The 20689-nt window shown below is 42.3% G+C and carries 22 protein-coding genes, 1 pseudogene and 2 riboswitches; of the genes and pseudogenes, 10 read left to right on the forward strand and 13 right to left on the reverse strand.

What is annotated here, in order from left to right; all coding sequences use genetic code 11:
* Positions 1–30 precede the first annotated feature (30 nt).
* The 7 genes from FD44_RS06860 to FD44_RS06890 all read right to left on the reverse strand — a co-directional run bounded on the left by FD44_RS06860 (position 31) and on the right by FD44_RS06890 (position 6189).
* Positions 31–366: a hypothetical protein gene (locus FD44_RS06860; protein WP_010619420.1), complete on the reverse strand. Its 336-nt coding sequence runs from the start codon at positions 364–366 to the stop codon at positions 31–33.
* Positions 367–413: 47 nt separating this feature from the next.
* A complete protein-coding gene (locus FD44_RS06865; RefSeq protein ID WP_010619421.1) occupies positions 414–1487 on the reverse strand; it encodes an ABC transporter substrate-binding protein in 1074 nt (357 codons plus the stop codon).
* Entirely contained in the window at positions 1484–2302 is an 819-nt protein-coding gene (locus tag FD44_RS06870) for an ABC transporter permease (protein WP_010619422.1), read from the reverse strand. Before FD44_RS06870 ends, FD44_RS06865 begins: the two co-directional genes overlap by 4 nt.
* Positions 2299–3117 carry an ABC transporter permease gene (locus FD44_RS06875; RefSeq protein WP_010619423.1) on the reverse strand — a complete coding sequence of 273 codons (819 nt, stop codon included), beginning with the start codon at positions 3115–3117 and terminating at the stop codon, positions 2299–2301. Before FD44_RS06875 ends, FD44_RS06870 begins: the two co-directional genes overlap by 4 nt.
* Before the next feature lie 10 nt (positions 3118–3127).
* The gene (locus FD44_RS06880; protein ID WP_010619424.1) at positions 3128–4216 is read right to left on the reverse strand and encodes an ABC transporter ATP-binding protein; all 1089 of its coding nucleotides are present in this window, start codon (positions 4214–4216) and stop codon (positions 3128–3130) included.
* A 131-nt stretch (positions 4217–4347) separates the two neighbouring features.
* Positions 4348–4725: a hypothetical protein gene (locus FD44_RS06885; RefSeq protein WP_010619425.1), complete on the reverse strand. Its 378-nt coding sequence runs from the start codon at positions 4723–4725 to the stop codon at positions 4348–4350.
* Between the two features lie 102 nt (positions 4726–4827).
* Positions 4828–6189: a nucleobase:cation symporter-2 family protein gene (locus tag FD44_RS06890; protein WP_010619426.1), complete on the reverse strand. Its 1362-nt coding sequence runs from the start codon at positions 6187–6189 to the stop codon at positions 4828–4830.
* A gap of 89 nt (positions 6190–6278) precedes the next feature.
* A riboswitch (purine riboswitch) is annotated at positions 6279–6376 on the reverse strand.
* A gap of 110 nt (positions 6377–6486) precedes the next feature.
* Here FD44_RS06890 and FD44_RS06895 point away from each other — a divergent pair.
* From FD44_RS06895 to FD44_RS06905, 3 genes are all read left to right on the forward strand, one after another.
* Positions 6487–7467 (forward strand): asparaginase, encoded by a 981-nt coding sequence (locus tag FD44_RS06895; protein ID WP_029327515.1) that lies wholly within the window; start codon positions 6487–6489, stop codon positions 7465–7467.
* A gap of 80 nt (positions 7468–7547) precedes the next feature.
* A complete protein-coding gene (locus FD44_RS06900) occupies positions 7548–8714 on the forward strand; it encodes a hypothetical protein (protein ID WP_010619428.1) in 1167 nt (388 codons plus the stop codon).
* A 19-nt stretch (positions 8715–8733) separates the two neighbouring features.
* On the forward strand, positions 8734–9081 hold the full coding sequence (locus FD44_RS06905) for a hypothetical protein (protein ID WP_010619429.1): 348 nt from the start codon (positions 8734–8736) through the stop codon (positions 9079–9081).
* Between the two features lie 81 nt (positions 9082–9162).
* Here the strand turns inward: FD44_RS06905 and FD44_RS06910 are convergent, their stop codons facing one another.
* Positions 9163–9354, reverse strand: coding sequence for an LBP_cg2779 family protein (locus FD44_RS06910; RefSeq protein ID WP_010619430.1), 192 nt, complete (start codon positions 9352–9354; stop codon positions 9163–9165).
* Between the two features lie 443 nt (positions 9355–9797).
* Between FD44_RS06910 and FD44_RS06915 the strand changes: the two are divergent.
* Together FD44_RS06915 and FD44_RS06920 are read left to right on the forward strand one after the other, a co-directional pair.
* Positions 9798–10169, forward strand: a pseudogene (locus FD44_RS06915) (C40 family peptidase); the annotation flags it as partial.
* 196 nt (positions 10170–10365) lie between these two features.
* Positions 10366–10932, forward strand: coding sequence for a hypothetical protein (locus FD44_RS06920; RefSeq protein WP_010619432.1), 567 nt, complete (start codon positions 10366–10368; stop codon positions 10930–10932).
* Between the two features lie 87 nt (positions 10933–11019).
* On the opposite strand, the gene FD44_RS06925 is transcribed toward FD44_RS06920, so the two are convergent.
* The 4 genes from FD44_RS06925 to FD44_RS06940 all read right to left on the reverse strand — a co-directional run bounded on the left by FD44_RS06925 (position 11020) and on the right by FD44_RS06940 (position 14116).
* Positions 11020–11379 (reverse strand): hypothetical protein, encoded by a 360-nt coding sequence (locus FD44_RS06925; protein ID WP_133278372.1) that lies wholly within the window; start codon positions 11377–11379, stop codon positions 11020–11022.
* 62 nt (positions 11380–11441) lie between these two features.
* On the reverse strand, positions 11442–12098 hold the full coding sequence (locus tag FD44_RS06930; protein WP_010619434.1) for an energy-coupling factor transporter transmembrane component T family protein: 657 nt from the start codon (positions 12096–12098) through the stop codon (positions 11442–11444).
* Positions 12095–13534, reverse strand: a complete 1440-nt coding sequence (locus FD44_RS06935) for an ATP-binding cassette domain-containing protein (protein WP_010619435.1) — start codon at positions 13532–13534, stop codon at positions 12095–12097. Before FD44_RS06935 ends, FD44_RS06930 begins: the two co-directional genes overlap by 4 nt.
* A 15-nt stretch (positions 13535–13549) precedes the next feature.
* Positions 13550–14116, reverse strand: a complete 567-nt coding sequence (locus tag FD44_RS06940; protein ID WP_010619436.1) for an ECF transporter S component — start codon at positions 14114–14116, stop codon at positions 13550–13552.
* Between the two features lie 116 nt (positions 14117–14232).
* Positions 14233–14322, reverse strand: a riboswitch (TPP riboswitch).
* Between the two features lie 129 nt (positions 14323–14451).
* Here FD44_RS06940 and FD44_RS06950 point away from each other — a divergent pair.
* The 3 genes from FD44_RS06950 to FD44_RS06960 are packed head-to-tail and all read left to right on the forward strand — an operon-like array spanning position 14452 to position 17359.
* Positions 14452–15720 (forward strand): D-alanyl-D-alanine carboxypeptidase family protein, encoded by a 1269-nt coding sequence (locus FD44_RS06950; protein WP_010619438.1) that lies wholly within the window; start codon positions 14452–14454, stop codon positions 15718–15720.
* 29 nt (positions 15721–15749) lie between these two features.
* A complete protein-coding gene (locus FD44_RS06955; protein ID WP_225423056.1) occupies positions 15750–16553 on the forward strand; it encodes a Cof-type HAD-IIB family hydrolase in 804 nt (267 codons plus the stop codon).
* Between the two features lie 5 nt (positions 16554–16558).
* Positions 16559–17359, forward strand: a complete 801-nt coding sequence (locus tag FD44_RS06960; RefSeq protein WP_010619440.1) for a Cof-type HAD-IIB family hydrolase — start codon at positions 16559–16561, stop codon at positions 17357–17359.
* Positions 17360–17415: 56 nt separating this feature from the next.
* On the opposite strand, the gene FD44_RS06965 is transcribed toward FD44_RS06960, so the two are convergent.
* Positions 17416–18375 (reverse strand): nucleoside hydrolase, encoded by a 960-nt coding sequence (locus FD44_RS06965; RefSeq protein WP_010619441.1) that lies wholly within the window; start codon positions 18373–18375, stop codon positions 17416–17418.
* 152 nt (positions 18376–18527) lie between these two features.
* Between FD44_RS06965 and FD44_RS06970 the strand changes: the two genes are divergently transcribed.
* Positions 18528–19583: a PrsW family intramembrane metalloprotease gene (locus FD44_RS06970; protein ID WP_010619442.1), complete on the forward strand. Its 1056-nt coding sequence runs from the start codon at positions 18528–18530 to the stop codon at positions 19581–19583.
* A 16-nt stretch (positions 19584–19599) separates the two neighbouring features.
* On the forward strand, positions 19600–20604 hold the full coding sequence (locus FD44_RS06975) for an NAD(P)/FAD-dependent oxidoreductase (RefSeq protein ID WP_010619443.1): 1005 nt from the start codon (positions 19600–19602) through the stop codon (positions 20602–20604).
* The last annotated feature ends 85 nt before the right edge of the window (positions 20605–20689 follow it).

Genomic DNA, 20689 nt, shown 5'->3' on the forward strand with positions numbered 1-20689 from the left:
GACTTTTGTCCCAGCCACTTTTTGTCTAATTTAATTTTCTTCCCAATACTCAAAGTCAGCTAAATGAGTTCCCAGATACGCCATCGCATCTTTTGCTAGTTTTTCAGCAGTGTGTTCCGCTTGATCCGGATCGTCATCCGTTGTATCGCGTAAGAATCCCATGCCAACAGCGGTGTATTGCTCTTTGCGCCCGACACCATTGTCCTTGAATAGATCGTCGAGGCCAGTTAAGTCAGTCTTACCAGCTTCATAAACCGTTTTTGCTAAATCAGGACGGTGACCCAGCTTTTTATCTGCATAATCCATTAAGAAATCGTTCATATCAGTGAAAATCATTTTACGACTTTTCTTTTCGCTTTTTTTCATGTCAAACACCTCTTGTTCCTCATTTTAGTCCTTCTCAACGTCGGATTTCAATGGTGGTTCATTTTAAACTCAAGGTATAGGTCATTGTACAAACCAATCGTGTGGGGACTCAAGTCCGAATAGACTTGTAAATTAGCGATGGTTCGGTCAGACGGATAAAATTGCTTATCGTTACGAATGGACTTGGGTAGCAAGGCTTTGGCCTTTTTATTAGGCGTTGCGTAGCCAATATACTCAGCATTTTGAGCGGCATTTTCGGGCTTTAACATGAAGTTCAAAAAGGCGTAAATGGCCTTATAATGTTTCGCAGTTTTCGGGATAACTAAATTATCAAACCACAGATTACTTCCCTCAGTTGGGACAACATAGTGAAGGTGAGGGTTGTTGGCAATCATTTCTGATGCTTCCCCCGACCAGTCAACGGCGAGGGGAGCTTCATTTTCTGTCATGTACATTTTAATTTCATCAGCGACAACCGCTTTAACGTTGGGTGAGAGTCGATTTAATTTTGCTTGTGCAGCCTTAAGAATCGCTGGGTTGGTCGTGTTCATCGACTGATTCATTGATACCAGGGAGAATCCTAAGACGTCCCGAGTAGAGTCAATGAGCATGATTTTATTTTTGAATTTTGGCTGCCAAAGGTCATTCCAGTGTTGAACCTCTTCAGGCTTAATCGATTGATCATTGTAGATAATGCCAAGCGTTCCCCAGAAATAAGGCACCGAATAACGGTTGTGCGGGTCAAAGCTTTGATTCGTAAAGCGAGCGTCTAAATTAGCAAATCCAGTTAGCCGTGATTTATCAAGCGGCTTTAATAGATGAGCAGCGCGCATTTTTTCAATCATGTAGTCACTTGGGACCGTTAAGTCGTAACTCGTGCCACCCTGCTTAATCTTTGTGAACATGGCTTCGTTGCTATCAAAGGTTTCAACGTTGACGTGGTAACCCGTTTCCTTTTGAAATTTTGTAATCAAGGCTGGGTCAATGTAATCTCCCCAATTATATAGGTTGAGGACCTTTGCACTTGAATCACCCGATGTCGATTGAAGTTTATTAGCGGAAAAGGCAAGTAACACGCAAATTGCTGCAATTCCGAGGAGAAGGGATAAGAGTCGTTTCATAGGATATCCTCCTCTCGATTAGCCCGCTTGAGACGGCGGTTCTGCTGGTACTGGTTTAGGAAGTAGTAACCAACAACTAAGACCAGTGCAAACAGGAACAAGATCCCAGATAGCGCGTTAATTTCCAAACTTATTCCTTGCCGTGCCCGAGAGTAGATTTCAACTGAAAGCGTTGAAAAGCCGTTTCCGGTCACAAAGAAAGTAACGGCAAAATCATCTAATGAATAGGTTAACGCCATGAAAAATCCTGATAGAATGCCGGGTGTGATATATGGCAAAATGATTTTTGATAAAATTTGACCATTGGATGCACCCAGATCGGATGCGGCGGAAACCATACTTGTTCCAAGCTCACGTAACTTTGGTAGGACCATTAAAACTACAATTGGGATTGAAAAGGCGATGTGACTAAGCAGAACCGTTGTGAATCCCAGTGGAATTTTTAGGGCCGTAAAGAAAATCAGAAAGCTGGCACCAATGATGACGTCGGGAGAGACAATTAGAATGTTGTTTAACGATAAAATCGAATTTCGAGTAATCGGGCGACTCGTTTGATTAATGCCCAGTGCACCTAGGGTTCCAATGATGGTTGCAATCAAGGAGGAAAGCAGCGCAATGAGTAGCGTTTGAAGCACAATAATGATTAGTCGGGTATCGTTGAGTAGTGCTAAATAATGGCTAAAAGTGAACCCGTGAAAATGGCTCATGGAATCACCTTGACTGAAGGAAAAGACAATTAGAAATAGAATCGGGGCGTACAAAACGGCAAACACCAAAAAAAGGTATAGATTACTTAACTTAAAACGATGGGTCATTTTGGCACGCCTCCCCGTGTTTTAGATTCACCGGTAAAAATCATGATGACGACCATGGCGACAATTAAGACGACGCCAATGGTTGACCCCATTCCCCAGTTCATCGTGATTAAGAAGTGTTCTTCGATAGCTGTTCCCAGGGTAATCACCTTATTGCCACCAATCAAACGGGTTAGCATGAAGAGTGAAAGGGAAGGAATAAAGACGGATTGAACGCCAGCTTTAACGCCAGGCAGCGTCATTGGCCAGATGACTTTCCGAAAGGTTTGCCAACTAGTTGCGCCAAGATCGTGACTGGCATTGATGTAGGACTGATTTAAATCTTCAATCGAGTTAAAAATTGGCAAGATCATGAATGGAATTTGAATATAGGTGGCAACAAAAATAAAACTGAAATTTGTAAATAATAGCTGTTGCGGACCAATTCCAATGAAGGTTAGAAACTGATTTGCAACGCCGGATTGACTGAAAATGCCAATAAAGGCGTAGGCCTTCAAAAGTAAATTAATCCAAGTTGGTAAAATAATGAGCAGTAACCAAAGCTGTTTATGTTTCAGATTGCTCAGAAGGTAGGCCGTCGGATAGCTGATTAGGAGGGTTGCCACGGTAATTAGTAGTGCATACCAAAGTGAGTTCAGCGTCATCATCAGGTAGGTTCCCGATTTGAAGTAGGTGATGTAGTTATCTAGCGTAAAATGTTGGTTTAGGTTTAAAAATGAGTGGTAGACGATTAACGCAACCGGAGCCATGACAAAGAGGAGCAGCCATAAGCCGTATGGAATGAAATAAAATAGGTTATTTGTTTTCGATTTCATTTGGTCCTCCTTAATCATCCTCATAGGTTTCTAGACGCGCATCAAAATCTTTTTCACTTTCATTAAACCGCATGACGTGAATGTCGCTAGGGGTAAACGTTAGGCCAACGCGTTGATTGTCCTTAACAGGATTAGTTGAATGAACTAGCCACTCGTTGCCGGCATCATCAGTTGCAGCAATTTCGTAGTAATCACCCCGAAATAGTTGCGTATCGATGGTGACAACTAATTTGGCATCCTCAATGGAAGTGATTGTGAGATCCTCAGGACGCATCACGATTTCAACCGGTTCATTTGGGCGCATGCCAGCATCCTCGCACTGAAATTGCTTGCCAACAAATTCGACAACGTAATCATCGCGCATGACACCGCTTAATATGTTACTTTCTCCAATAAAGTTGGCGACAAAATGGTTAATTGGTTCGTCGTAAATGTCGACTGGAGACCCACTTTGTAGAATTCGGCCTTTGTTCATGACGAAGATTTCATCGCTCATCGCAAGGGCTTCTTCCTGGTCATGGGTAACGAATAGGAAGGTAATCCCTAGCCGTTGCTGCAAGTCTCGTAATTCGTACTGCATGTCGCGGCGTAATTTGGCGTCCAGTGCGGATAGGGGCTCATCGAGAAGAAGCATCTTCGGTTCCATGATGATGGCTCTGGCAATTGCGACTCGTTGTCGTTGACCACCGGAGAGCTCAGATATTTCCCGACTGGCATAGCCGGTTAGGTGAACGGATTTAAGGGCATCAGTCACGCGTTGCTTAATTTCTGGTTTCTTGATGCCAAGAAGGGTTAGCCCAAAAGCCACGTTATCGAAAACGTTCATTGTTGGGAACAAAGCGTAATCCTGAAATACCGTGTTGACTTTTCGTTTGTTGGGCGGCAAATCGTTAATTCTTTGGCCATCAAAATAAACATCGCCTGATGTTGCGGTGGTGAAGCCAGCAATGGTCTGCAAAATAGTGGTCTTGCCACAGCCAGAGGGGCCGAGTAAGGTGTAAAATTTACCGGCCTCCAGCTCTAAATTAATATCTTTTAAAACGGCATTGTCGCCGTATTTTTTTTGAATGTTTTTAAGTTTTACAATTGGCTCAGTCACGGATTTCCTCCAAAATTTTTCTGCGTTGATTGTTAGTCAAAATTTGTTGTCTCACCTGCATATTATAAGCTATCTGATAGGAGACCAAAAGACTGAGACAAAATTAGTTTTTGTCTCAGTCTTGGTCTAAATTACCCGTGTCGGCTCGATCGATGGCTCGAATGGTTATTTGATTTGATAACGCGATGTTTAAACTTTTGCTGCTGATTGATGGGTTCATACTGAAAATGGTGCATTCGGCCGTTGTACGGCTTGCCGCTCAGACGAATTCGCTGCCACTGTTGCATTGTCTGGATTAAGTCGGTTACTGCGGTTAATCGGGCCGGAATATTCTCGGCTTTTGCAGTCTGCATGATGTCAGTTTGAACCTGGTTCACCAATTTGACGTGGTAAGTTAGCAGGTCATCGGTTAATGGTGCATCTTTGTATGAGTTAAAGAGTTTTTCGATATACCGCATCGCCTCTTTAGAATTCTGAGGCTGATAGTAGCGATTGGTGTCGTTTGCCATGAAAATAGATCCCTTCGCTTTCGTTTGTTCTTATTATAAATATCCAATCAATTATAGCAAAAAAAGCGCCTGGAATATAAAATTCCAAACGCTTCTTTAAGATTATTTTTCGATTTTATCTGCGGCATCTGAATGAACTTCAGCTGCTACTTGTTTGTTGCCGATGGAAAAGTGAAACATCGCATTTAAAATAACTGCGGAGAAGCTAGCAATCACAATTCCGTTGGTTAAGATTAATTTGGCAACTTCTGGAAGTTCTTGGAAAACTTGAGGATAAACGGTGACGCCCATACCAAGACCAATTGAGATAGCAGCGACTAACAAATTATGGTTGTCTCTGAAATCAACGGCTTGAAGCATTCGAATTCCTTGAACGCCCACCATTCCAAACATAACGATCATCGCACCACCAAGAACTGGGGTAGGGATAATAGTTGCAAGAGCGCCCACTTTAGGTAAGAGACCCAGAATAAGTAGAAAAGCAGCTGCAAAATAAATTGGTTTCTTTGATTTAACGCCGGAAAGTTGAAGCACGCCAACGTTTTCTGAGAAGGTTGAGTATGGGAAGGTATTAAAGATGCCACCCAAAATTGCTGCAATTCCTTCAGCACGGTAACCGCGTTTGAGGTCGTCCGTTGAAAGCTTACTACCGGTGATGTCGGCAAGTGCGAAGAACACACCCGTAGACTCAACCATGGTGGTAAGCGAAACAACCATCATCGTGATAATGGAGGACCATTCAAACTTGGGTGTTGCGAAGAAGAAGGGGCGGGGAATGTGGAACCAGCTAGCAGTTGCAACGGCATGTAATGAAATCATGCCCATGGCACCCGCTAATGCAGTTCCAGTAACTAGCCCGATTAAAATGGCAAGGGATTTTAGTAGACCACTAGCATAACTATTAAATAGAAGAATGACAATCATGGTGACGAAACCAATGAGTAAGTATTTGGGATCACCGAAGGACTTCGAGCTGACGTCACCGCCACCTAAATCTTCAAAACCGACTGGAACTAGGCTAAAACCAATAACGGTGATTAATGACCCAGTGACGATTGGTGGGAATAAATTGCGAACCTTAGAGAAAAGACCACTAACTAAGAAAATAAAAATTCCTGCACCAATGATGGAACCGTACATAACGGCAAGTCCCATTTTTTGGCCAATTGAAATGAGGGGAGTAACAACTTGAATTGCGGCGCCTAAAACGACTGGAAGGGCAATACCGGTATAGCGGGTTTTTCGTAACTGTAATAACGTTGCGATTCCACACATGAAGATATCGATACTGACCAAGTAAGCCATTTGCATTGCGCTAAAATGAAGCGCGGCACCAATAAGTAGTGGGACAATCATGTCACCGGAATACATTGATAGAAGATGTTGAAAACCTAATAGTGCGGCTTTACCGTTGGAAACTTCTTCCGATGTTGCAATCAAGTTTAACTCGTCATTCTTTGCCAAAAAATTTCCTCCTTGAGTGAAGATCCTATTGGCAAGAAAAAAACTCCCTTGCCGGTATAGGCAAAGGAGCCACTAATATTCAAAGAATATCACTGAGCGCTTTTGCTTATAGTCCAGTATTTACGGTACTGGGTAGAGACAGCCAACCTTATTTTGGCTATATATAGGCATCACATTTATTTGATTGGACTTATCTTAGCACCCTGAAAATTTAAAAACAAGTGAAAATAGATTAAAGTTTTCGACCACTTATTAGAATAAACTCGTAAAATAGGACTATCAGATGAATGAAGGGACATGAGATATTTGAAAACTATTTTAGCGATTCACACCGGGGGCACCATTTCGATGTCCCAAAATGAAAAGGGCGAAGTTGTGCCAAATTCTAAGAATCCGATTGCAAACGAATCAACCATCTTGAATGGTCAGGTAAATTTGATAACGGATGAGATGTTTAATTTACCCTCACCCCACATTACGCCTGAAATTATGCTTCAAATAAAAAATAGAATTGAGCGGGCTGAAAAGGATGGCGTGGATGGCGTTGTCATCACCCACGGGACGGATACTCTTGAAGAGACCGCGTACTTTTTAGATTTGACACTGCCAAACACAATTCCCATTGTCATCACCGGCGCAATGCGCTCATCTAATGAAGTCGGATCAGATGGCTTGTATAATTTCCAAAGCGCAATTTTAACGGCCGCCGATGATGAGTCTCAGGGCAAGGGCGTTCTTGTCGTGATGAACGACGAGATTCACACGGCTCGATACGTGACGAAGACGCACACTACAAACGTCGCAACTTTCAGAACGCCAACGTTTGGTCCAATTGGAATTGTTTCCAATAAGGGCGCCCGATATTTTCAGGAATTGATTCGGCAAACAACTTGTCAAATAGATCACGTTGAGAATCACGTTTATTTAATCAAGGCATACGCAGGGATGACAGGTGAGCTGTTTGATTACCTTTCTGATGAGACTGAAGGGGTAGTTGTGGAAGGACTTGGAGCCGGGAACCTGCCGCCACAAACACTACCCGCTCTTCAACGGCTTCTTGATCGTCACGTTCCAATTGTCCTAGTTTCAAGATGTTATAACGGAGTTGCACAGGATATTTATGACTATGAGGGCGGTGGCATCGAGCTCAAAAGAATGGGCTTAATTTTATGCCAAGGGTTGAATGGACAAAAAGCCAGAATTAAGCTGCTTGTTGGGCTGAGCGGTAACCTAAAAGGTACTGAGCTCATCCAGTTTGTCAGCAACGCGATATCATAGTCATTAAGCTGTTTTGTGGGGCCATTTTATGGTAGTATTATTTGTTAGTCAAGTTTTTTTCCAAGAGGGGGTGTCACCACATGAATTCAATTTTGACAGATTTAAAGTACGCGCAAAGTAAGCAGTTTTTAGTGAATATTTTTCAAAAGAATCAAGAAGTCGTTTACACTGGGTACGTGACTGCGCTTGATCAAGTTGAATTAGTGTTGCAAACGTATAGTGACACTGGATTATCAGATGGTGCCGTTTATCTGAATCTTGATATTATTGATGAGGTTGAATTTGATAGCGATGATCTCAATAATATGGACTTTCGAATTAATAACGCTAGTGAAGAAAATTTAATTGATTTAAATAAAATAAAAATGACCTTCGCGACGGACCAGCCATTACTGGCACAAGTTCTAAATCAAGCGGTTTTAAATGATTGGGTCATTATGGTCATGGATAAAAGTCGAAGTCACTTTTATGAAGGCCAAATCGTAAAATTAGCGAGTGATCATATTGAACTAGCTGCTATTAATAAATTTAACTATTCAGATAATAAAATCGTGACGTTGGAGTACGCCGACATTAGTTTAATCGAGTTTCAGGGCCGAGAGCTCACGTTACAAGCCTTGATTATGCCTCAATTAACGGGTCTATCTCATCGGCCATCGGAACGGGCATCAACCTTGGCTGACCGAGCGGAGAAACTGTCATTCGCACAGAAAAACGACACGTTTATTGCGATAATTCCAGATGGTGATCCACAAATGTTCTTCGTCGGGAAAGTTAACTCAATGAATGACACCGGCGTCGTCTTTAACTTGGTTGATATGTCTGGGCAATTTGGCGGGTACGTTCTGATGCGATTACAAGAAATTCGCGAGGTCATCGTTGAGTCAGATTATTTACAAACAGTAAAGCTTCTGGTGAACACGAACGAACGAATTGGAACTGAACTTCAGCCGGTATTGAACGATGAACGACTATTCGATGATACGACAGACTTCTTCGTAGCGGTTTTGGGACAAGAATCAGCATTCAAACGGGTTCTTCAGATTCGTTTGAAGGATGGTGATTCAATCGTTGGTTACCCAAGCGAAGTTACGAATGAACGAATTATTTTTCATGAGATTGAACAAAATCAAATCACTGATGCAATTGGCAAGTCCATTCCAATAGCTGATATCACCCAAATTGGGTTCGATTATTTGGAAGCTCATTTAATTGAACAACAGTTGAAACAAGCTGGGGATTTATAACAAGGAGGAGTTTCATATTATGAAGCGAAAGAATAAGCAAGTTCCAAAGTGGGTTGCAAGTACGTTAGAAATTGTCCTGATGATTGCCATCTTATTTGCCGCCTATTATCTTGCGAGTCCGATTTTGACCCACAAACCGGTTGATCCACAAACTTGGTTATATTTCCCAGTTCAAATGTTTGTAGCGTTAATTGCAGTTGGGGCATATAGTTACTGGAAAGAAAAAAGCACTGCAAAGCGCAAGGCCGCCGAAGCGAAAGCTAAGAAGGACGCCGAAATACGCAAACAGCGTGAAGTTGCAGAAAGCTCTGCTCAGCATGAAGCGAATATAAAACGAAATCAAAACGTCAAACAGAATAGAAACTAAAAAAAGATGCGATTTAATCGCATCTTTTTTAGTGGTTTTAAACTTGTAAGCCGTACTTAGTAAGAGACAGGCATAAAGACGTTATGCGTGTTGGTTAAAGTACTTTTTGATGATTGCGTGTTCTTCCGGCGTAGGGTCAGATTCCATTGACTTAATATCATGCAATCGTTCAACTGTAATGTGGACGTTAAATGCTAGCTCATTATCGGTGAGGTTATGCTTCTTCTGGAAAGTGACGATGTCTTCAGAGATATTATTTAATTCTTTTTCCATACAATCCCTCCAGGTTTTAGTTAGTAACTACATCTCTATTATAGCTATTTTTTTAAAAAAGGTGACAAACAGGTTTCAAAAAAAGGCGCATATTGACAATAAAACATTGCTGATAGCGGGTTGGTGCGGTAAACTAACTAAAAGCTGACTATTTAGCTGCCTGGTTGTTTGTCATCATAATAATATTTGTGTGTAATTAGTCTGTTATGTGCAGAAGTTATAGTAAATATGACTCAAAATAATGATGAGGTGAATATATGAAATTTAGAACATCGATTTTAGCAATTGCAGCAGTTGCTGCTTTTACAGCCACACCAATTATTAGTGCGAATGCCGATACTGTGTCGAGTACGAACACCACAATTCAACCATTACCGTATGCGTCGAGTAGTACCCAGGTGAATACGGCAACCAGCTCAACCAGTACTGCTACGGTAAAATCTAGTAGTACCAGTGATTCAACGAGTACGGCAGTTGTCACTCTTGCCAAAAAGCTCGCTTCCGAAAACATTCCTTATGTATGGGGCGGAGAGTCCTTGAAGGGAATGGACTGTTCAGGACTAACTGATTATGTCTACCGCAATGCTGCAAATATCCAATTAGGTCACTACACTGTGACCCAAGAAGGTAAAGTAACAACTAAAGCGGTAGCAGATGCTAAACCGGGAGACCTGCTTTTCTGGGGAACGTACCATGTTGCAATTTACATTGGCAATAATCAGTTCGTAGCAGCGCCACAACCAGGTCAAAATGTTGAGATTGAAACAATTAATAGTGCATTCATGCCTAGTTTCGCCGGAACAGTTAACCGTTAATAAATTTTTGGTAATCATTTTTTGATTACAACTACAATATCTTTGTAGTTTATCAAGCAGGGAGCTCACCAGCGATGGTGGGTTCTTTTTTTGTTGGATTTAGATAATAAAGTTGAGAGAGATGTTATAATGTTGGTGAGTTAATTAACCTTTGGGGGGGATGGAAACTTATCTTAAAAGGTAAGAATCCGACAAAATGAAAAAAATTCACTTAATCAGCATTTTAATCGTTAGTTTGGGCTTAACACTTGTAGGATGTGGGAATCAGACAAGTAAATCCGATAGTGACCAATCACAAGCGGTTAGTCAATCGAGTAAGAAACAGGCCGTTAGCAGCGAACCTGCTAGTTCGAGCGAATCGGATAGCAGTTCAACAAGTAGCTTGGGTAGCAGTAGCAGTCAAAAGCAAACCCAAGCCAAAAAAAGTAGCGAGTCTAACGCGGATAGTTTGAAAGCGTCAAGTTCAAGTCAACCTAAAACTAAGACTGCCAAATTGAGTCAGAACCAGATGTATAACTGGGTCTATTCACAAGTTCAGCAACAATATCAACGGCAAGATATTAGTATGTCATCCTATAAGAGTTCGAATAATGCGACAGTTATTCAAGTAACGGAAAATCATAATTCAGCCAATATGAAAGCAAAGGGTGTTGATCCCAACACCGCACCAACAGTTGCCTGGTTTGAAGTGACAACGAGTGGTGAACTTTATCGTTCGGATAACGGTGGGGCAAGTTTCTATTACGTGGCAAGTTATAAATGATGACGACAATTAGAAAAAAGCGAGTTTAATTAAATACAATATCAAAAGAGCAGCTAGAAAATGAAACTTTTTCTAGCTACTCTTTTTTTAGAACCATTTACTATGATTTTGGCGAATCTTTGATCGGACCTCTAAGAAATAAATTAATAGAAGGTCAATTAGAATAGTGGTTAAAATAGCCCACAGCCAATTTTGACTGGTTTGAACAAAGACAAAATAGCCGAATCCCAATGAACTGATTGTAAGCAAAATTAGTTCCGTTACGAGGGATTTACTTTGTAGAAAGGCAACACCAATGGCAAGTAGTGTGGCACCAGCAATGACGCCGTCTGCGCTCGTTTGAGAATCGAAATCAATTATGAAGGCAATCACTTCTAGCAGAAGGCCGATAATTGCGGCAGCCAATCCAAAGATTGTTGTAAAATTTTTGAAATTAGACTTTTTCATTGAAATCACCCCTTACCCCCTTATTATAAGCCATTCTTAGTATAACGGGTAGGTTTATGCCATCAGGGAAGTGGGGTGGCGAATAGCAGCAGTTGTAAAACGACTAGTATGGCGCCGAATTCGTAATAATTATGGTGAGGAACGTGGATTATTCGGTAGTGAGTCCGCCGAACATCCTCAACGAATCCGTGAGAAGTCATGGCCTCGGCTAAATTTTCAGACCAGTTTAGGGATGCTAAAATAGCTTTGAAATAAAGGCTGGGTGACCAAAAATGCATGGTTTGATTCCGCATGCGACCTGCCGATCGAATAATGGCGACTTCGTTGATAATTTTGGGAATCAAATTAAAGGCACCCAAGAATCCATACGCAAACTTCGAGGGAAGCTTTGCATTTTGTTCGAGTGAAAGGATCAACTCCTGAAGGGTCGTTGTCAAAGTGGCAACTGATCCTACAAAAACGTAGGCGAAAATCCGAGTGACCAGAACGAGGATAAAGTGGACGGATTGATCAGTCCAAAGGTACATTGAAATTGTAATTGCAATGGCGGGTAGAATTGGCACCAAGAAGAGCAGGCCAATCTTTCGAGGGGCTACTTTGACCGCGATTAGCCAAATTAAGCTTCCCAAAACGAGAATGAGGTTGACTGACCATGACTGGGTGAATGAAACCTCAACGGCAATCAATAATGCCAGTAACATTTTTATGCTGGGATTCATTTTAGTTCCTCCTCATAAGTCAGCGTTTGGTTAGCTAAAGTCAGATGATAATCTACAATGGCTGCAAGTCCGGTTAGCTGATGACTAATTATGATGAAAGTTTGCCCCAACTCATGGCTGGCCGTTGCAATGAAGGTAGCAACCTCGGTAACTGATTTGAGATCGAGTCCCTTTAAAGGTTCATCTAAAAGAAGAACGGGTGAGCCCACGATGAGCATTTCTAAGAGTTGCAGCTTTTTCTTTTGCCCCTCGCTTAATGAATAAACAACTTGGTCACCGCAGCCACTCAAATTAATAGTGGTAAGCATTTCTGTAATTTTGGAATCGGTATAATAATCAGGATGATGACTCGCTTTTTTGGAGATGGCGAGCTCCTCGTCGACCGTGATTCCCAGAAACTGTGATTGAGCATCTTGAAACATGAGGCCAACTTGCATGGCGTAGCGCTTTAGGCGGATTTTTTGAATGTCATCGGCAAGATAAGTAATTTGTCCTTGATAGTGGCCCAATCGCGTAATGGCGTTAAAGAGTGTTGATTTACCAGAGCCGTTTTCACCAGTCAGGAGGGTAATCTTTCCCTTAGCAAATCCTAAAGAATCGACATGCACCAAAGTTTCCCTTGGCGTGGCCAGCGTTAATTGGCTAAGGTGAAGGACTTGGTTTTCCTCAGCGGTGGGGATGCCTAATTTGACGGGTGAGAGTTGGTGGTCAAAATTGGCAAACCGGTTTTCGGCTTGCTCATCTGACAAACGCGTAATCTGTTTTGCTGCAGGGTCGAGCTCAAAGACGGCATCCACCAAATCTTGGTAACCGCTCAAATTGTGGTCTGCCAAAATGATGGTTTTTCCAGCGTCATCTCGTAATTTTGCAAGGCGGTTTAAGAGGAACTGACGCGAACCGCGATCGATACTGGCAAATGGTTCATCCAACAAAATGACATCGCTATCCATGGCAACGATGATTGCCAATGCCACTTTCTGCTTTTCTCCGCCAGACAAAGTAGAAAGAACGCGATGACGCAAATTTGTAATGTCGACAAATTCAAGCGCCCACTCGACGGCTGCGGAGATTTGTTCAGGGGCAACCTGTAAATTTTCTAGCGCAAAGATGATTTCATTTTCAACTGTATCCATTGCAAATTGTTGGTCCGGATCTTGAAACATGAGGGCAACCATTCGACTAATGCTGCTAGGCTGCATGTCGGCAAGCGATTGGTCGTCATACAAAATTGTGCCCGTCTCTAAACGCCCACGAAATGCAGGGTACAAATTTGCGAGTAGTTTGAGTAAAGTCGATTTTCCGGTTCCAGAAGGTCCGATGAGCAATGAGAACTTTCCACTAGGAAACGTTAAGTTTAGATTTTTGAGCGTCGCTGGTAGGCTAGTGTGTTCAGTTGAGTATGAGAATGTAAGATTCTTAATCGTTACGGCTGCCACAAGAATTCCTCCAATTTAACGCGGTGCTAAAATATGGCTCTTCTCTAAAAGATTCATGATCAATTTGACGAGGACGCCACTGAAAAAGAAAGTGGAGACCAATCGAATGAGAAATAGGGTCAGTAATAGACCAATGTGATATTTATTGTACCCATTTCGAATCATGTCCCAGCCAAACGTGACAACCGTTGTGGTGAAAACACTTAAGCTTAGACTGAACCAGTTGTACAGTTTGTAGCCAGTCAACGTAAAGCCTAATTCTGATCCAATTCCCTGGACAATTCCGGAGATTAACGTGCTTGCGCCCCATTGGCCACCAAGAAACATTTCAACAACGGAGCCGAGAAGTTCGCCAAGGGTGGCAGAGCCGGCAATTCTAAACATGTAGCCAGCTAACGGTCCAGCCATGACCCAAACGCCCATCAAAATGTCGTTGGCGGCTGGTCCAAGACCAATTGGCGTAAGTGCAATGGTTAGGCCATTGTAAAGTGGAATGATGACCCAGTAGATGACACCAAAGAAGATGGAAATTAAGGCAAGTGTGATAATGTCGCGTAAATGCCAAGCTTTAAATATATTCATAGTGAATCCCCCTTTAAAATGTTGTAGTTAGTTAAATGTGGAAAAGGGGTGTTTTTCCAAATAAAAAGCCCCCGACTCTAGCTGAGTCGAGGGTTTCCACGTCTAAAAAGATGATAGAACCGTTCATTTTATCTCCCTTCGCTGGTACTAACCAGATCAGGTTCAATGGGTGTTATCTCAGCCAAATGGCACCCCAGACATATTTAACTAATTTACAGTACCAAGACTACCAGAAATTGAAAGGGGTTGCAAGAAGTTTAAGTTTTGCTGTAAGCCTGTCTTTCTCATTTGAATTTGCTAAAATTAAGGGTAACAAATTGGTGAGGTGATAACGGTTGAAATATCGGCAAATTTTATTTAGGCTCATTGTGGCAGTTTTTGGTCTGCTTTTCATGATGCCAATGACGGGGCATGCCGCGGCTGGGCAGTCGGTGAGTGAAGTGCTGAGTCAGCCACAAGCCTATCGAATCGTGAATAGCGCCGCGACCATCTACAATCCCCGTACCAAGCAGACCCTTTCAGTTGGGACGGATGTTAATCGAATCTCGTACGTCGTTAAGAAGAGCAGCGCGGTTTCGAGTCGTGGCGTCTCCAGGGTAAGCTACGTGTACCTTAGTGACCAAAAGCAAGGTTGGATTTGGTCGCGTTATTTAAAAAGGGCAGCAAATGCAACGGGACCAAATTTGAAGAACGCAACGGCCGCTTTGTCGATGAATCTCGCCACCGGACAGACGTTGTATGCTAAAAATGTGAATAGTCCAAAGCTCGTTGCTTCAACCGCAAAGTTAATGACGCTGTACCTCGTTTTAACAAAGGTTCACTCAATGAAAAATGGCTGGAACCAGGTTGTGACGGCAACCCAGAATAAGAACTTAATCAAGATGAGTCGAGATACTGAATATGGTGGGTTCAAATTTAAAACAACGCATCAATACACGGTTCGCGACTTAGTGAATGCAGCGGTGGTGCAATCATCCAATAATGCTGCCATCGCGCTTGGCGAGTGGGTGGCTGGATCAAATACAAAATTTGTTGCCCTAATGAATCAAACTGCGCAAGATTGGCATTTGACACAAACTCATTTTGTATCTGCATCTGGGCTTGAAAATGAAGACTTAAAAAAGTTTGATTTAGTTTTACCAGGTAGCAGTCGTGACGGCGCCAATAAGCTTTCCGCAAGCAATTTAGCAACGATAGCGAGAAAATTATTATTGCGTTATCCCGAAATAGTCGACTTCAGCAACCAACGAACAAAAAAGGTCGATGGTCAAACGCTTTACAATTATAATCCACTACTTGAGGGAGCAGCAGACTATGATAATCAGCTTCAAGTTGATGGGTTGAAGACTGGCTACACCGAAAAGGCGGGGATTTGTTACGTTGGAACGGCTGCCCTGCATGGTAATCGGATTGTGACCGTTATTTTGAAAGATAAGAATGCGTTTAAGGATACCGATAAATTGATGAAGTATACTAAGACGATCAACGTACCAATCGGAGCCATTTCGCTAACTAAGCAGTTCAAAATGGAACGAAATACAAATCGGCAAAAGGAGTCGCTTTTGGGTGAGCTGAAGTTACAATCCCAATTTCACATTAATTAATGGTTTGGAGGAGCTTACACGTGATTAAAATGATTGCAACAGACATGGATGGTACTTTTTTAAAGGATAATCGAATGTTTAATCAACCAAGGTTTCAAAAATTATTGACCCAAATGAATCAGGCGGAAATTCATTTTGTTGCGGCAAGCGGAAATCAATTAATACATTTGAAGGAAACTTTCGCCGATATCAAAGGCGAAGTGACCTACGTTGCGGAAAATGGCGCAGTGATCGCCGTTAATGATCAAATTATCCAATCGGAAGTTATTCCTAGCGAACTTTGGAAAAAAGCGATTAATTGGGTCATGTCAGAACCAGCATTTGCAGAAGTTCACGTCATTCTTTCCGGGAAAAATGGTGCTTACACAGAATTGAAGTCGGATTCAACTCGATTTGGGGAATCCAGTTACTTCTACAGCAAATTCAATTCGGTCACTGATTTGATGACGGTAAGTGATGACATTTATAAAGTTGATTTAACCTGGGAAGATGAGGATGTTCGCGCAAAGGAAAAATTATTTAACGAAACATTTTCCGGAAAACTTAGGGCTACCTCAAGTGGGCTTGGGGGCCTCGATGTTATTTTGCCGCACGTTCATAAAGCCTATGCGTTAAAACAACTTCAAAAAGAGTGGCAAGTTTCGCCTGCCGAGACGCTAACGTTTGGCGATAGTGGTAACGACATTGAAATGTTACGCATGGCCAAATACGGATACGCAATGAAAAATGCTGCGCCGGAAGTATTAACAATAGCACCATTTGTGACAAAGTGGGACAACAATGATGAGGGTGTCTTGAATACCATAGCAGAATATATAGATGACAAGGGGTAGAACAAATGATTAATATGATTGCGTTGAATTTAGATAATACGTTGCTAACGAATGATAAGCGCATTAGCCAGAGAAATGAGCAGGCGCTGAAAAAGCTTCATGAGGCTGGGATGATGGTGGTTTTGTGCACGGGACGTCCAATTAATGCTATTTGGAAATACATCGAGCAGCTTGGCCTGACGAGCGATTTGGACTACACAATCACCTTTAATGGCGCGCTTGTCATCCATAATACAGATAAAAAGGTTTTGGCGAAGCAGGGGCTCAAGCTAACTGGGCTTGCACCGCTGTACGAATTTGCCAAACAGCATGAATTCCCGCTGGATGTTCTCGACTTTGATCAAGTCTATCCAGTCAGCGATTTGACGCCCTCAATTTATCAGCAAATGTTGGGTGCTTCGATGAACTACACACCAACACCATTTGCAAAACTGGGGGATGGTCTTTTTAGCAAGGCTGTCATGGCTTCGCAACGGGAGAAAATCGACCTGGTTCAGGCGACGCTCGATCAGAATATGACGGCGCACTACCATATTGTTCGGTCTCAACCGCAAATTATTGAATTCCTCGATCACGATATGGATAAGGCAGTTGGGCTGCTAGAATTATTAACCCATTTCAATTGGACTTATGATAACTTAATGACGTTTGGGGATGCTGAAAATGATTTGGGAATGATTAAAGCAGCCAAGGTTGGCGTTTCAATGGCCAACGGAACTGATGAAATTAAGCAGGCGGCAAATGAAATAACCCTCTCAAATGAGGATGATGGCGTGGCAGCCTTTACGGATGGCTTTTTTAAATAAATAAAAACGGGAGGACCAGCATGATTAGCTGATCCTCCCGTTTATCATTTAAACTATTAGTTTTGCTTAAAAAGTTTCGTCAGGTAATTCATAAAGGTTTCTAAGTAGCGTTTACTATCAGAGGTTAACCCAACCGTAATATTAGCATCTGGTTGGTTAATTCGAGTAGTATCACCAATAGTTCGACCGTAACTTTCTTTGTCAGTCGACACAATCATATTTAAATCAAATGAGGTAATTAAAGTTGGATCAAGCGCAACGCCAACAGCGAGCGGATCATGAAGTACGCAGCCGTGGAGAGTCGCATCAAAATCGGCATAAGCATCGATATAGTAGTCGACGATGTCAGCAAAATCCGTGCCAGCTTTTGTCTTAAGATTACGCCATTCTTGTGTTTCTTTTTTAGTTAAAATATTTCTGAGAGTGACATCTAGGCCAACCATTGTGAGGCGAATTGGGCTAGTGAAAACCGCGTTAGCAGCTTCCGCATCCTGGTGAATATTGGCTTCAGCGTACGGAGTCACATTTCCGGGAACGGTTAGGGCGCCACCCATGATGGTCACATTTCCAATTTTGGTTGGGAGGTCTGGATCCTTTTTGATTGCGGCGGCTAAGTTGGTTAGAGGACCAGTTGGAACAAGCGTTAGGTCTTTACCATACTGGTTCACGGCATCAATCAGAAAGTCGACACCAGAAGTCGTTTCAAGTGGGCGTTTTGCTTCTGGTAATTGAACACCACCAATTCCGTTTTCGCCGTGAATGTTGGCGCTAACTGGAAGTCGATCAAAGTGATCAGTTTGAGAAGCGTGCGATTCGCCTAAGTAAACGGGTACGTCTGTTGCACCTAAAAGTTCCAAAATCTTGAGGCTATTTTTGCCACCTTCTTCAACGATGACGTTCCCATACGAGCCAATGATCCCAATTAAATCAACATCGGGTGCACCGAGTGCATAGGCAATTGCCATTGCATCATCGATTCCAGTATCTAAGTCCAAAATGAGTTTTCTGCGTGCCATGAGTGAAAACCTCCAACCATTTATTCGAGATGTTAGTCTCTACTTAAATGATAAGGGAGAAAGCGCTTAAAAACAAATCTAATTTACACGGAAAAAAATCTGAACATGCTTTATAATGTTTTTAGACCGAATTTAAAAAGAGGAGAATTCTGTTGTCTGAAAATTCTAAAAATAGTAAATCACCTAATAGCGAGAAAGCCGCAAAAGCACGGAAACGATATGAGCATCTGTTGGATGATGCGACAAAAGAGTTGAACGAGTGGACGGGTGAAAATGAAGCTGTCGAAATCCACTTATTTCGCATGTTTTCCGAGATTTTCAAGAAGCATGGGAAGGATGAGGCGGATGCCTTGTTCATTGTGGGCACGAAATCGACAACACCAGCGCTCGCAACCGTTTCATCGGCGCCCGTAAAGCCCTGGCTTTTTTCGCGGGTATTTGCGTTGCTTGGATCGAGTTTTGCACTGCTAACCCTGCTTTTCCTCGTGTTTCATAGTGATAAAGCAGTGCCGGGGATGCTCTTTATTGGCTCGCTAATGGTGCCATTTTCACTATTAATTATGTTTTTTGAAATTAATGTTTTTAAAAACGTATCAGTTTTTCAAACAACGGAAGTTTTTCTGATTGGTGGCATTTTATCGCTAATAATGACAATGATTCTATACTCGATTATTCCTTCAGGAAACGGTGTGAGTATTGGCTCGGCGTTTGCAATTGGGTTTATTGAAGAAACCGCAAAAATGCTGATTATATTTTACTTTGTGAACCACTTTCGGCTTAACTATATTTTCAATGGAATGCTCATTGGGGCGGCAGTTGGTGCGGGTTTCGCAGTTTTTGAAACGGCAGGCTACACGGGTGAATATGGACTGGTCACGTTGTTTATCAGAAGTTGGCAGGCGTTGGGCACTCACACCATTTGGTCAGCGATGGTGGGTGCCGCAATTGTTTTGGCAAAGGAGCGCCACGTACCAATCAATCGCGATAGTCTGAAGGATATGAAATTTTTGAGATTCTATTTGTTAGCCATCTTTCTGCACGCAATGTGGGACTGGAATATTCCGGGTGAGTTGTTCAATACGTTCGATTTGCAAAAATTGAGTTTAATCATCATTGGTTGGGTGGCAATATTTGTGTTAATTAACGCGGGCTTGCGAGAAGTCAGAACCCTGCAAGGGCAAACAATCGAATCAACCTATTTACTATAAAAGAAAGGGTGAGATCATGGCAGCAACTGAAAGATATGATATTACAATTATTGGCGGAGGACCCGCAGGAATGTTCGCAGGTTTCTACTCCGGATTAAGAACGGCAAAGACACAACTGATTGAGAGTCTCTCAGAGTTGGGCGGACAAGTTCAGGCCCTTTACCCAGAAAAGGAAATTCTTGATGTGGCAGGATTTCCAACGATTAAGGGGAGTCAACTAATTGCCCAGCAGAATAACCAATTTAAGGATTTTCCAATTGATATTTTTAAGAATCAAACGGTAACGGACATCAAGCGGGAAGCCGATGGGTTTGAAATCGTAACACCACAGCGAATCACCCATACAAAGGAAATCCTATTGGCCATTGGAAATGGGGCGTTTACGCCTCGGAAATTAGCAGTCGAGAATATCGACTCGTTTGAAGGTAAGCAGGTTTTTTATAGCGTTTCAGATTTAGAACATTTCCGAAATCATGAGGTTTTAATTGCCGGTGGAGGAGATTCGGCAATTGACCAAGCCCTCATGCTGGAGCCACTCGCTAAACATGTCACACTTGTCCATAGACGGGATCAGTTTAGGGGATTGGAATATATGGTTGAGAAGCTGAGAAACTCCTCGGTGACGATTAAAACGCCATTTTTGGTGAAGGATATCGAGCAGACACCCACAAAGCAACTTAATATTTCGTTGAAGCGCGTCAAGACGGAAGATCAATTTGAGCAACTATTGGTTGATGACGTCATTGTCAGCTACGGTTTTATTTCGGACAACAAGGCTGTGGCAGGCTGGCACGTTCAATTTGATGAAGATCACCGGATGCTGAAAGTTGATAGCAAGATGCAAACCAGTGAGCCGGGAATCTTTGCCATTGGTGATGGCGTGCTTTACCCTGGCAAGCAGCAGCTAATTGCAACGGCCTATGGCGAAGCGCCAACTGCTATAAATGCCATGATGCAGCAAATATACCCTGACAAACGGGGTCCAGTTCATAGTACGTCACTGAAAATAAAGAAGGATTAACCTGATTGGAGGTTAATCCTTCTTTTTGATTATTGGAAAATAGACTCAATTCAAGTAACTTATTTGGTTCTATACTTTTTCCTGT

This window comes from Secundilactobacillus malefermentans DSM 5705 = KCTC 3548 (genome assembly GCF_001436395.1).
In the GTDB taxonomy this organism is placed as follows: domain Bacteria; phylum Bacillota; class Bacilli; order Lactobacillales; family Lactobacillaceae; genus Secundilactobacillus; species Secundilactobacillus malefermentans.